Below are 13091 nucleotides of genomic sequence, written 5' to 3'. Positions count from 1 at the left end.
ATTAATTAGTTAAGCCTTTATGGAAACAAGAGATGTTTTAATAGTTGGCGGTGGTGTAATAGGCTGTGCCACTGCTTATGAATTGAGCCAGTACAAGCTCAAAGTGACACTGGTAGAAAAGCACCATTATTTGGCACAAGAGACTAGCCATGCCAACAGTGGTGTTATCCACACTGGCATTGATCCCAATCCACACAAGTTAACTGCTAAATACAACATTTTGGGTAAAAAGCTCTGATTAAATACCTACTTTAAACGCTTAGGTTTTCCAAGGCAAAAGATCCGTACTTTAATTGTGGCTTTCAATGAAATGGAGCGCGAACAATTAGAAGTACTAAAGCAAAGAGGCATTGCCAATCAAATTAATCTGGAAGATATTCAAATGCTCTCTAAAGAAGAAACCTTAAAGTTAGAGCCTTACGTTAATCCGGAAATTGTGGCTGGATTAAAAGTCGAGGGTAGCTGAGCAATTGATCCAGTGTTAGCGAGCAAATGTTTAGCTTTAGCAGCACAGCAAAACAAAGTACAAATTTGCACTAATACTGAGGTTACTAATATTAGTAAGCAAGTTGATGGGACTTATTTAGTTTGAACTAACAACGAAACTACTCCTAGTTTTAAAGTTAAGAAGATTATTGATGCTGCAGGTCATTATGCTGATTATTTAGCTCATTTAGCCAAAGCTGATGATTTTGAACAAACAACCCGTCGAGGTCAGTATGTGGTGGTAACTAATCAGGGCGAACTCCACTTAAACTCAATGGTTTTCATGGTACCAACAATCCATGGTAAAGGGGTAATTGTGTCACCCATGTTAGATGGCAACTTCTTAGTCGGACCCACCGCTTTAGATGGGGTAGACAAGGAAGCTACTCGTTACATTACCAAAGATGCTCCATGTATGTTGACTAAGATTGGCAAACATATGGTGCCAAGTCTAAACATTAATAATGCCTTAATAAGCTTTGCTGGTTCGCGTCCAATTGATAAAGCCACTAATGACTTTATTATTAGAATAGCTCACAATGACCCTGACTTTGTCATTTTAGGGGGTATGAAATCCCCAGGGCTAACTGCAGCACCAGCCATTGCCCGGGAAGCTGTCAGACTTTTAAATTGGAAATTAACTAAAAAGCCGAACTGAAACGGAAAGTACAATCTGCCATGGATCTAAAACAACAATACATTCTTGCTATAGATGAAGGAACCAGTTCTTGCCGCACGATTGTGTTTGACAAGGATTTAAACCAAGTAGCGATTGCCCAAAACGAATTTAACCAGTTCTTTCCTAAGAGTGGTTGGGTCGAACAAGATCCCTTAGAAATTTGATTAGTCCAATTAGCTACGATGCAAAGTGCTAAAAATAAGGCACAAATTAAATCAAACAACATTGCTGCTGTAGGGATTACCAACCAACGGGAAACCATTGTGTTATGAAACAAAGAAAATGGTTTGCCCGTTTACAATGCAATAGTATGGCAAGATCAACGCACTGCTAGTTTGTGTGATAAGTTAAACCAAGACACCAAGATAAAGGAGTTTGTCAAGAAACACACTGGTTTACCAATTAACCCTTATTTTAGTGCCACTAAGATTGCTTGAATCTTGGAAAATGTTCCTTTAGCGCAAAAGATGCTTAAGGAAGACAAGTTGTTAGCCGGTACAATTGATACCTGGTTAATTTGAAAACTAACGGGTGGTAAGATGCATGTAACTGATGTAAGTAATGCATCGCGTACGCTCTTGTTTGACATTACCACCATGACATGATCACAAGAGTTAGGCGACATCTTTAAAGTACCTTTATCAATCCTACCCAAAGTGATGCCATCCAATGCCCACTTTGGTGACATAGTACCGAGTCATTGATCTACTAGTGCTACTGGTATGGTACCTATTCGTGGGGTTGCCGGTGACCAACAAGCAGCCTTGTTTGGTCAGCTCTGCGTGGAACCAGCGATGGTTAAAAACACCTATGGTACAGGTTGTTTTATGTTGATGAACATCGGTAACGAACTGAAATACTCCCAACATAACTTATTAACAACTGTAGCTTGGCAGTTAGAAAACCAAAAACCGGTGTATGCCTTAGAAGGTAGTGTTTTTGTGGCTGGCGCAGCCTTAAAGTGATTAAGGGATAGTCTTAAGGTAATGTACTCGGCAGCTGAAAGTGACTTTTATGCTAAGCTAGCACAAAAGGAAGAACAGGAAGTGGTGTTTGTCCCAGCCTTCACTGGTTTAGGCGCACCTTACTGGGATGCTTCAGCAAGAGGCGCCATCTTTGGGATAGAAGCTAATACCAAAAGGGAACATTTAGTAAAAGCTACCTTGGAAGCAATTGCCTTTCAAGCTAATGACCTGATTAAGGCAATGGCTAGTGATTTAAACAGTTCTATTAAAAAAATTAAGGCTGATGGCGGTGCTTGCAATTCCAACTATTTAATGCAATTTCAAGCTGATATTGCTAACTTAGAGGTGATTATTCCTAAGAATGTGGAAACCACTGCCATGGGTGCGGCCTTCCTAGCTGGTTTAGCAGTTAATTATTGAAAGGACACTAAACAACTAGAAAAACTAACTGGAATCGCTAAGCAGTTCAAAAGTCAAATGAACCAAACTGTGCGGGAAAAGAAATCAAAGCGTTGAAACGAAGCTGTTAAAAGAACACTAAAATGAGCTAGTTTAGACTAAGACAAGGTTAGTTCTTAAAATTAAAAACTACCCCACGGGGTGGTTTTAGTTAGTCTCAATCATCGTCCAAATAGTCATCTAACATCTGATAGTAATCAACTAGAATTTGTTTTTTCTTCATCAGTTAAATCTGTTCTACTCATTACTTTATCTACAAAAACAGCTTGTTCATTTTTCTTATTTTTATTCTGCTTATCTTCTGCTCCACCTCAATCAGAGAAAAAAATTTTTTTAAATCAATTAAGCATATTTAATTTTTACTTAAATTTATTAACCTAAACTAATGAACTTTTGATTTTCATCACGAAGCGTTTATTACCACTTACAACCAATACTTAAAAGGGTTAGAGAGGAAAAAATCTACTCCAACAGAGTATTTTTTGTTTAGTTTGAAAGGTAAAGTAAAAGGACACCTATTTAGGTAGATGCCCTTAAACTTTTTGATAGTTAATTTAGTTATTAACTCTTGTCTGCCAAAATCAAGTAGTGGAGGTAGCTAGCTAGATCGACTACTGGTGGTTTGGTTGATCCTGTTCGAAGATCTAATTTATCTAATCCTTGTTTCTTGAGCAAATTCATGAAGGATTCATCCCTTACACTAATTTCTTGACTAACGTGCAAGGTGAATCAAAGCTTATCAAACTGGTCATCAAATGGAAAGAAGGTTCCAGGATAGTCTGGCTTGGTTACCATTCACTTATGAATTTCACCATCAATAACTAGCTTTAAGTTCATTTCACCCTTTCAAGAACCTGGGATCCCAGCTACTTTAGCTCAAATGGCATCCCATCAGTTTAAGGAGTAACCACCAATGTACTTAAAGTTAACTTCAAATTCAAATCAGTAAGGGTAAGTTTGGTGAAACTCAATACCGCCCTTGCTTTCATTTCATTCGATACTAATGTCATCCCTAATCTTTTTAACGGTGGTTTCGTTTTGTTTGAGATGGAGATTGATGTTACCCTTATTCCTCAATTCACCACGAAGCCAGTCAGACATGTAGATACCATCAAAGCCAGTTCGCGGAAATGCAAGACCATTTTGGCCAAAGGCTTTTTTAGCATTAGCGCTTTGGTCAGGTTTATTATGTTTGTAATACTCCTTAATACCTTCACGCATTCCAGCAGTTAATAATTGAAACACTTCGTTTCAGTTGGTAGCAAAAGCTGATTTAAGTGCTTGAATTAATTGTTTTTTGTCAGTAACGTCCTTGCCACGCTTTTCTCAATAACTAACAAAGTTAGCAACATTGTATAAGGACTCTACTAACTCTTGTTTATTTTGTTGTTCTTTTTTGAGACGTTCTAATTCTTTTCTTTGTTCTTCAAGTTCTTTAGCAATTCGTTCTTGCTCTGCTTTATATTCCGCTAAAGCTTTTTCACGTTCTGCTTTAAAAAGTGCTAAAGCCTCTGTTTCAAATTGTTGCTGAGTAGTTTTAATGGCTGCTTCGTTGTTAATAATAGAGGATGTTAAGTCAACCCTGCTGTCAAATAAACTTTCCCCAACGGCGGTTTGAGCAATGTGAGTTAAGTCATTTTCTCCAGAAGTGAGCTTGGTTACAACTGGTTTTCAGAACAATTGAGCAGTTAAATTATTACCTACCTTACTAAAGCTAGCTTGCAATTCCTCTAAACTACTAAAGTTAGTGGTGGAAGCTTGCAGTGCAAACTGTAGGTTAATTTCGCCACCGCTACCTATGTATGTAGTTTCAAAGTGAAATTGCAAAGCAAAGTTATAACGCACCTTGTGTTCCAACACAATGTCGTTCTTCTTTTCCAAAACGATGTCAAAGTCTTTAAGGGTTGCTTGTTTTAGGCTGTACTTCTCAAACAAGTAAGCCACGTTATCAGCAATGTTCAAGCCCTTCGGGTTTAACTTCGGAAAGAAGCCCTGGTCGACAAATCCAAATAGCTTTTGTGGTACCTTAGGCACTTGAAAGCTTTCCACTGGGTAAATGTCGTTAGCTTTATTTACCTGAGTTTGCAATTCATTCATTAGCTTAACCGTGTCAGCTACACTTTGTTGAAAACCACTAAAGAGGTTATACACATCAGTTAAGCTAAAGCTCTTCGGATCTAAAAGCTTGTGTTCAAACTGCTTTTTAAAGTTAGTGTAATTCTGCTCCCAGTTTTTCTGTTTCGCTAACACATCAGTTTCTTCCTTGCTAAAACCAAGGTCATTACCAAATTCTAAAAGCCGACTTTTACCATCACAGCTTAAACTACTGTTGTTGCGCAATGCCACAAAACTCGGATCCGTACTCGAACCGTGTTGGCTCAAAGTAGGTATTATGAATCCAGTAAGCGTTGTGGTTGACGCAAATAAAGTTAGTAGAAACGCCTTATACCGAAAGCGCATTTTTTAGTCTGTTTCAAGTTGGATAAAAAGAAACTAACTAAATGACTTAATTAACTTTTACGAAAAGGTGGATCTTCGACTAAACAACCTAACAACTACAACCAACAAAGAAAATTTAATGTTTGAAAGATTGTATAAAGTTTGGCTTATACAACCAATTTAGCAATACGTTAAATCTACTTGTGGTTCAAAATGAGGTAGTGTAGATAACTAGCTAAGTCCACAACAGGTGGTTTTGTAGCACCAGTTTCTAACTCCAAGTTATGCAAGTTTTGACTCTTTCAACTTTTCCATAAATTGTTTGTTTTCAACATGTACATGCTCCTTAACGTGGGGAGTGAACTTTAACTGGTTCTTTTCAAATTTAAACAAGGAACCTGGGTAATCTGGTTTATCAGCAATCCATTGAGGTGTCTTACCATCGAGCACAAACTTAACGCTCATTTCGCCTTTTCAATCGTTAGGAATACCTAAGGAACCAAATAAGTTAAGGAACCTAGCACCTGGATATAGGCCATAGCTACCTTCATACTTAAGTTCTACTTCAAAGGAAAAATCCCATGGGTTTACTTGTCTGAAGGGGAAGTTATTTTGCTTAGCTTGTCAATTAATGGAGGCTTTTTTATCATTGCCTTGTGCGTCTTTTCCTTGTGTGTTTTTAACTTCAACTTTTTTAAGTTTTAAATCAAAGTGAGCGTTGCCGGTAAGGTTACCACGAAGGAAATCTGACATGAAAATACCGTCAAGTCCTGGGCCAGATTTAGGGAATTGAATACCCTTTTCGCCAAAAGCAATTTTAGCGTTTTGGCTTTGATCTGCTTTGCCATCTTTGTAATAAGTCTGAATTGCACTTCTAAAACCGGCAATTAACAAATTGAAAACCTCGTTCCAATTGGTAGAAAACGCCGCTTCTAATGCTTGAATAAATTGTTCTTTTTGCTTAACGTCTTTTCCTTGACCGTTTCAGTAGCTAATAAATTCTTGAAATTTTCAAAGTGACTTTTGTAATGCCTCTTTGTCTCGTTGTTGTTTTGCTAATTCTTCTTGACGCTTCTTTTGCTCTTCAAGTTCTTTTTTAATTTTCTCTTCTTCAGCTTTCTTAATGGCCAAAGCCTTTTCCCGTTTCGCTTTAAACGGATTTAAAACTTGGGTTGTAAATGTTGCTTCGGCTGTTTTAAGGGTTGCTTCACTATTAATAATAGAAGCACTTAAGTCAACCCGGCTGTCAAACAGACTTTCACCGATTGCTGTTTGGGCAATATGGGTTAGATCATTTTCCCCAGAAACTAACTTAGTTACAGTTGGTTTTCAGAACAATTGGGCAGTAAGGTTATCGCCTGTTTTACTAAAGCTAGCTTGGAGTTCTTCTAAGCTACTAAAGTTAGTAGTGGAAGCTTGCAGTGCAAACTGTAGGTTAATTTCCCCACCAGTACCAACATAAGTGGTTTCAAAGTTAAATTGCAAAGCAAAGTTATAACGCACCTTGTGTTCCAACACAATGTCGTTTTTCTTTTCCAATAATATGTCAAAGTCCTTAAGACTTGCTTGCTTTAAGCTGTATTGTTCAAATAAGGAAGCCACGTTATCAGCAATGTTTAAGCCCTTAGGGTTTAGTTTAGGAAAGAAGCCTTGGTTGACAAAACCAAACAGTTTTTCTGGAACCTTAGGTACCTTGAAGGCTTCAACTGGGAAAATATTATTAGCCTCATTGACTTTGGTTTGCAACTCGTTCATTAGCTGAACAGTAGCCGTAACACTTTGTTGAAAACCACTAAAGAGGTTATAAACATCGGTTAAGCTAAAGTTCTTTGGGTCTAAAAGCTTGTTTTCAAACTGCTTTTGAAATTTAACAAAGTTCTGGTTTCAATCCTTTTGTTTAGCAAAGGCATCAGTTTCTTCCTTGCTAAAACCAAGGTCATTACCAAATTCTAAAAGCCGACTTTTACCATCACGGCTTAAACTACTGTTGTTGCGCAATGCCACAAAACTCGGATCCGTACTCGAACCGTGTTGGCTCAAAGTAGGTATTATGAATCCAGTAAGCGTTGTGGTTGACGCAAATAAAGTTAGTAGAAACGCTTTATACCGAAAGCGGATTTTTTTAGTCTGTTTAAAATTGGATAAAAAGAAACTAACTAAATTACTTAATTAACTATTACGAAAAGGTGGATCTTTGACTAAACAACCTAACAACTACAACCAACAAAGAAAATTTAATGTTTGGAAAATTTTAAAAAGATTGGTGCTAACAATCATTTTAGCGATCCGAAACTAAGTCAATAAAAGCAATCCTTAGTAACCACTAACGGTTTTTTGAGGTGCATTAACCGTAAACCTGAATTAGGTTGGGGTTATCAAATCGTCCCCCTATGGACTGCTTGGTGGGATCGGTTATGGGACTCTTGGTAACATCATGTCAGGTATTACCCTTTTTGATGGCTGTCAACTTATACACAAATCCCAACGTATCACGGTTAAGGTTTTGGTAAGTTGTACTACCAACCCCAAAGACAATGTTGGAAGAACAAAACCCACGTTGTTTGAGCTGTTCCAAAATGTACTCAATCCGCTCATAGGTAATGCCATCGCCATAAACAATACCCAACTTTTGGTTCAAAACCTTATAACCTTTTTGGTTAACAGTGGAACCAAAGTGGTAATCTAAGTAATCAATTACTCCCCAGGTAGTTTTGTCCTCGGGGTTAAACCGTTTGCCCTGACAAATAAGGGTTTCAAAGTTGCCCGAGTCAGGTCGGAGGTACAGCTTCTCCTGTCGTTGTAAAACTAAGTCCTTGAGTTGGGGTAAGATGTTATCTAGAACATGCCACATGTCATAAGAATCAATCACTAAGGACAGATTTTTGTTAGGAAACTGCTCCAATAAACGTTTAAAGGTATTCAATTCACCCTCTTGACCATCAGCACACATCACCGAGTGTTCACTAGCTAAGATCGATTTAGCAGCTACACCGCCTAAAATGGTGTCACTGCCACTAAAGTACTGCAGGTGAGCATTAGCTACATATAAAGCACTTTGAAGACTACTCATACCACGCATACTAAAATCATGACACTGAAAGTGGGTAAATTCAGTATTATCCGCGGTTTCGTTAGCATAGCGTTCCAACAGCAGCTTTAAGCTTTGGGCGACAGTTAAAGTAGTTTGGTACAATCAGATGTTTTCCAATAATACGGTTTCAAAATAGTTGACTAACCAAACTAACTCGGGAACCATTTGGTCCGAACCTGTAATAGTTACTAAGGGTGTACGGAAGGCTAAACCCTCAGAACTCTGGTGAATCTTTACCGTTAAGGGTAACTGGTGGTGTTGTTTTAAAAAGTTAGCTAAATAACAGATGTGCTGGGTAAACTCCAACCCAAACTGGGGATCACCAAAAACAGTGGTCACCTTGTCAGTGAGCGCTTGGGCCAACCCAGGATCGTTTTGGACTGCTAACACACTATCACAAAAGTTACCAAACACTTCAAGAATAATCTTTTTGGCAAACTCGTGGTTTCACACAAAATTTGGAAAACCACCACGACCACCCCGGGCTGTTAAACAACTGTATAAGTTGGTCGTGTCATTAGGATACATTAAGCGGTGTGATAGCTTATAAGCATCACAGGCCAAGAGGTGTTTAAGGTGGGTATTTATTTCACTGGGTGTTTGGACCATATTGTTGTTATGTCTTTAATGTCAACCTGATCAGGGGCATTAGTGTGCATCTCTATCCCTTGGGCATTTTTCGGAAAGGCCATCACTTCCCTAATGTTGTCCACATTGTTAATGATCATCATTAAGCGGTCTAATCCCAAACCCATGCCAGCGTGTACAGGAGCACCGTACTGGTAAGCCTCCATCACAAAGCCAAACTGTTGGGGATCCACCCCTAAAGATTGCATTAAACGGGTTTGTACTTCTGGGTCATGGATCCGAATTGAACCACTACCCAGTTCAAACCCATTTAAAACTAGGTCGTACTGTTCACTCAACGCCTCAGCCTTGTGGTTTTCAAAGTTAACCAACCACTGCGGTTGGGGATTGGAGAACATGTTGTGCGCCGAAACCCACTTCTGTTCCTTTTCGTCAAACTCGTATAAAGGAAAGTCTACAATTCAACAAAAGCTGTACTGGTTGGGTTTCACTAAGTTGAGGTGGTACTTCAACTCATTGCGAATGGCGCCTAATGCCGTTCAAGCTTGCGTTTTACTTTTGTGTGCTACCAGTAAGATGGTGCCTGCTAACGGTAAATCCAGGGGTTGTTTTAGGGAACTAGCTTTATCAGAGTAAAACTCTAAGGAAACCCCGTTGTCCTTAGCTAGTTTCCTCAATGCTTTAAAAGAAACTTCGTCTAAATAAAGATTCGGTAATTGGATCCCACCGACTATGCCGCCAGCATTAATTAAGTTAGTGAATTGGTTCGGACTGTCTTGGAATAAATCAGTGCAGTCTTCCAGTTCGAAACCATAACGTAAATCCGGTTTGTCACTGCCAAAACGGTTAAAGGCTTCAGCAAACTTTAACACTGGAAACGGTTTTTTGAGCTTAATGTTTAACACTTGGCGAAAGACATCGACAAATAACCTTTGGATTAAATCCATCACCATTTCCTTGGTGTAAAAGGCCACCTCTAAGTCAATTTGGGTGTGTTCAGGTTGACGGTCTTTGCGGCTGTCTTCATCGCGGTAAACATGGGCAATTTGGAAGTACTTTTCCGTACCACCAACCATTAATAACTGTTTATAAATTTGTGGACTTTGGGGCAAAGCGTAAAAGCTATGTTCCCTAATTCTGGCCGGTACCAAAAAGTCCCTAGCACCCTCCGGTGTGGACTTCGTGAGCGTAGGTGTTTCTACTTCAATAAACCCCATTTGATCTAGTCAGTTCCGGACGGCTAAAGTTACCTTATGGCGTAACGCCAAGCGCTTTTGCATCACCGGACGGCGTAAGTCTAAGTAGCGGTAACGCAAACGCACTTCTTCTAAAGCATCAGTTTTGTCCTCAATGATAAGAGGGGGTGTTTTGGACTTGGCAAATAAGGTAATAGTAGGATTGGTAATTTCAAACCGAACACTGTCTAAGCGTTTCAGTTTGCCCTTGACAATCACCAAGTCTTCTCTGGTTAAGTACTTGACCTGTTCCTTATTTTTACAGGTAACCTGAATAGTATTAGTCTTGTCCCCGACAATAACAAAGTTAAGTTCACCTAACTTCTTAATCCGTTTGACCCATCCGGCAATAGTAACGGTTTTATTGAGGTGCTCGGAAGTTAAATTGCCAATAAAAACCCGTTGCTTAAAGCACTTGGCGTTGTCTAAATTCATCTCAAGTGTATGTTGTTTGCTGTTCAGTAGCCAGGTCTTTAACGGTAATGGTTTGCTGTTCTAAATTATTACCACCAATGACCCCTAAAAAGCGGTAACCTAACCGTTGCGCGGCTCTGATGCCATTGATAATTCTAATAACTTTAGGATAAATAGTCACAGGATGATACGCCCTTCAACCCAATGAAAGTTGTAACAGCTTTTCCAACGCTGCTTCGGTGAGACCTATAACCAGTAATCGTGGGGGTTGATTGGCCAAAATTGCTTGCTTTTTAACCGCACTTAAACAATTAATTGAGCGTTCAATGCCACAAGCAAAACCCAGCGCTTTAGTAGGTGTACCACCTAACTCTTCCACTAGGTTATCATACACCCCACCAGCTAGTACCGTGGTGTCATCCTTAACAAATTCAAACACTACCCCAGTATAGTAGTCCAAGCCCCGGACTAGGGTTGGATTCCACTCAAACGGCACCTGTTGTTGGGTTAACTGTTGCTGCAGTCAAGTATTCAGTGCCTGCTGCTCAGCATCCAAGAACTGCTCAATTTGGGGAGCATCACTGATAAAGGGTAGTTGACCATCAACCTTGTCGTCCAAGATCCTTAGAGGATTGGTCGATAAACGGCTTTGTGATAACTCGGTTAACTGCGCCTTAAACTGGGTTAAGTAAGCTTGCAGCGCTTGGTTTCATTGTTGAATGGTAGCACTGTTACCTAAGTTGTTAAGTTTGAGGATCACTCCTTCAATTCCCAATTGCTGGATAATGGCATGACCCAACAGTAAAGTGTCGAGTAACACGGTTGGATTAGTGTCACCTATCACTTCACAACTAAACTGGTAGTGCTCGCGGTAACGGTTACTTTGGGGGCGTTCATACCGGTACATGGTGCCAATGGTAAACAACCTTAACGGGTAGTTTTGTGGTTGGAGTAGTTTGTTCTCACAGACCAAGCGCACTATCCCAGCAGTAGCCTCGGGACGCAGGGCTAACAGCCGGTTCGATTTGTCATGGAATTCATACAACTCCTTCTTGACAATATCGGCGTTGGCATTGGTGCGCTTAAAGGCTTCAGCGTATTCCAACAGGGGTGTTTTGACCTCACTAAAGCCTCATTTTCAGGCCAAATTAGTGATCTGGTGCACCGTTCAATTGAAGTAGATTAACTCCTCACCATACCAGTCTTTAACCCCGCGCGGTTTTTGCAACACACTCATCTTTGTTTAATTATAATTGGGCAACTATGAGCTTTTCCCAAGTTTTCCACCAATCCCCACGTGGTTGAATCGAAGTGATTTGTGGGCCGATGTTTTCCGGTAAAACCGAAGAATTATTGCGCAAAATTAAGCGCTGAAAGCTCGCCAAGATTCCCGTTATTATCTTTAAACCAAAGATTGATACGCGCCAACAACACCTCGTGAAATCCCGTAACGGTCACAGTGATGAAGCCATTGAAATTAATTCACCTTTAGAAATCTATGACTACCTCACTAAAGATCGTTTTGATGTGGTTGCCATTGATGAAGCCCAATTCTTTTCGAGTGAAATTGTCGAAGTGGTTAAATCACTCAATGATCTCGGCATTAACGTCATTGTTTCTGGTTTAGACACGGACTTCCGCGCTGAACCCTTTGGTAGCATTCCCCAACTGTTAGCGATTGCCGACAAGATTTGTAAGTTAGATGCCGTTTGTAATGTCTGTGGTCAGTTAGCCCAACGCACCCAGCGCATAGTGTCCAAGAGCAACGAAACCGTTTTAATTGGTGATATTGAAGCTTATGAACCACGTTGTAAGTTGCACCACCACGTGCAGGGTAAGCCAGTTACAGTTAAGACCAAGCAGTTTAAAGAACGCTTTAAGGAACTAAACGATAACAGCCACAAGCACACCTAAGATAACACTAGCACTTAGAGGTGCAGCTACCGGAATCCAACTGTACTTTAAGTTAGGATCCTTATTTTTAATTGGACTCAATCAGTAAACAATTCTCGGACCTAAATCACGGGCTGGGTTAATTGCAGTACCAGTAGCGGCACCAAAAGACATAATTAAGCCAGTAACCACTAACATTGGTACAACCCCTCGTGGTGACTGGTCAAATCGGTTGGCACCAAAACTACCAGCCACCAGTAAACTAGCAATTAAAACGCTAGTTGCTACAAACTCAGTTGCAAAGTTGCGAGGAATGTTAAAGATTGCTGGGTTAGTACAATGGGTAACCAAAACCGATTGTGGATCAGTTTGTTCAATATGCTTTCAGAACAAGAAGTTTAACAATGCTTGTGCCAACATTGCCCCAGCAAACTGTGCTACTCAAGCAAGTAGGAGTGCTACTCAAAGTAATGGAATGCTGAAGTTTACATGCAATGGATATAAAGCTTTTTGAATAGTTCCCGAAACAGCATAGAACAAACTCACTGCCGGGTTAATATTACCCGCACCCTCAAACAAAGAGTTAGCTATTAAAACACCAACTAATACAGCAATACCTCAAGCAAAAGCAGCAGTTAGTAACTTTGCTTTCGATTCTTTAACAAACATCTTATTGAGTGTTAGCTGCGAACCAGCACCGTTACCTAAAAGAATTAAAAAGAATGTGCCTAAAAATTCGGCACCAATCCAACGTGGTAATTCACTAAAATCACTTAAATTAAACATATTAGTAAAAAGAATTTTCGCCCTCTCAAAAAGTTATTTTTTAAGAAAAGCTATCA

9 protein-coding genes are annotated in these 13091 nt (G+C 39.7%); 3 read left to right on the top strand and 6 right to left on the bottom strand.

The window, feature by feature from the left end:
• Positions 1–19: 19 nt before the first annotated feature.
• Together glpO and glpK are read left to right on the top strand one after the other, a co-directional pair.
• Positions 20–1174, top strand: a complete 1155-nt coding sequence (gene glpO, locus F539_RS00275; RefSeq protein WP_014325310.1) for a type 2 glycerol-3-phosphate oxidase — start codon at positions 20–22, stop codon at positions 1172–1174.
• A complete protein-coding gene (gene glpK, locus F539_RS00270; protein WP_053344052.1) occupies positions 1165–2691 on the top strand; it encodes a glycerol kinase GlpK in 1527 nt (508 codons plus the stop codon). The genes glpO and glpK overlap by 10 nt, the downstream gene beginning before the upstream one ends.
• Before the next feature lie 459 nt (positions 2692–3150).
• On the opposite strand, the gene F539_RS00260 is transcribed toward glpK, so the two are convergent.
• From F539_RS00260 to hisS, 5 genes are all read right to left on the bottom strand, one after another.
• Positions 3151–5049 (bottom strand): DUF240 domain-containing protein, encoded by a 1899-nt coding sequence (locus F539_RS00260; protein WP_014325308.1) that lies wholly within the window; start codon positions 5047–5049, stop codon positions 3151–3153.
• A 261-nt stretch (positions 5050–5310) separates the two neighbouring features.
• Positions 5311–7032 (bottom strand): DUF240 domain-containing protein, encoded by a 1722-nt coding sequence (locus F539_RS00255; RefSeq protein WP_231113981.1) that lies wholly within the window; start codon positions 7030–7032, stop codon positions 5311–5313.
• A 340-nt stretch (positions 7033–7372) separates the two neighbouring features.
• Positions 7373–8728, bottom strand: a complete 1356-nt coding sequence (locus F539_RS00250; protein WP_010874404.1) for a nicotinate phosphoribosyltransferase — start codon at positions 8726–8728, stop codon at positions 7373–7375.
• Positions 8704–10377 (bottom strand): aspartate--tRNA ligase, encoded by a 1674-nt coding sequence (aspS, locus tag F539_RS00245; RefSeq protein WP_010874403.1) that lies wholly within the window; start codon positions 10375–10377, stop codon positions 8704–8706. The genes F539_RS00250 and aspS overlap by 25 nt, the downstream gene beginning before the upstream one ends.
• A complete protein-coding gene (hisS, locus tag F539_RS00240) occupies positions 10349–11593 on the bottom strand; it encodes a histidine--tRNA ligase (RefSeq protein WP_010874402.1) in 1245 nt (414 codons plus the stop codon). Before hisS ends, aspS begins: the two co-directional genes overlap by 29 nt.
• 26 nt (positions 11594–11619) lie before the next feature.
• On the opposite strand from hisS, the gene F539_RS00235 reads away from it, so the two are divergent.
• Positions 11620–12270, top strand: coding sequence for a thymidine kinase (locus tag F539_RS00235; RefSeq protein WP_014325306.1), 651 nt, complete (start codon positions 11620–11622; stop codon positions 12268–12270).
• On the opposite strand, the gene F539_RS00230 is transcribed toward F539_RS00235, so the two are convergent.
• The gene (locus tag F539_RS00230; RefSeq protein WP_014325305.1) at positions 12241–13035 is read right to left on the bottom strand and encodes an MIP/aquaporin family protein; all 795 of its coding nucleotides are present in this window, start codon (positions 13033–13035) and stop codon (positions 12241–12243) included. The genes F539_RS00235 and F539_RS00230 overlap by 30 nt on opposite strands.
• Positions 13036–13091 lie beyond the last annotated feature (56 nt).

Origin of the sequence: Mycoplasmoides pneumoniae FH, from assembly GCF_001272835.1 — a bacterium.
GTDB classification, from domain to species: domain Bacteria; phylum Bacillota_I; class Bacilli_A; order Mycoplasmatales; family Mycoplasmoidaceae; genus Mycoplasmoides; species Mycoplasmoides pneumoniae.
Note: the sequence above shows the minus strand (reverse complement) of the source record. Positions and strands in the feature narration are given on the sequence as shown.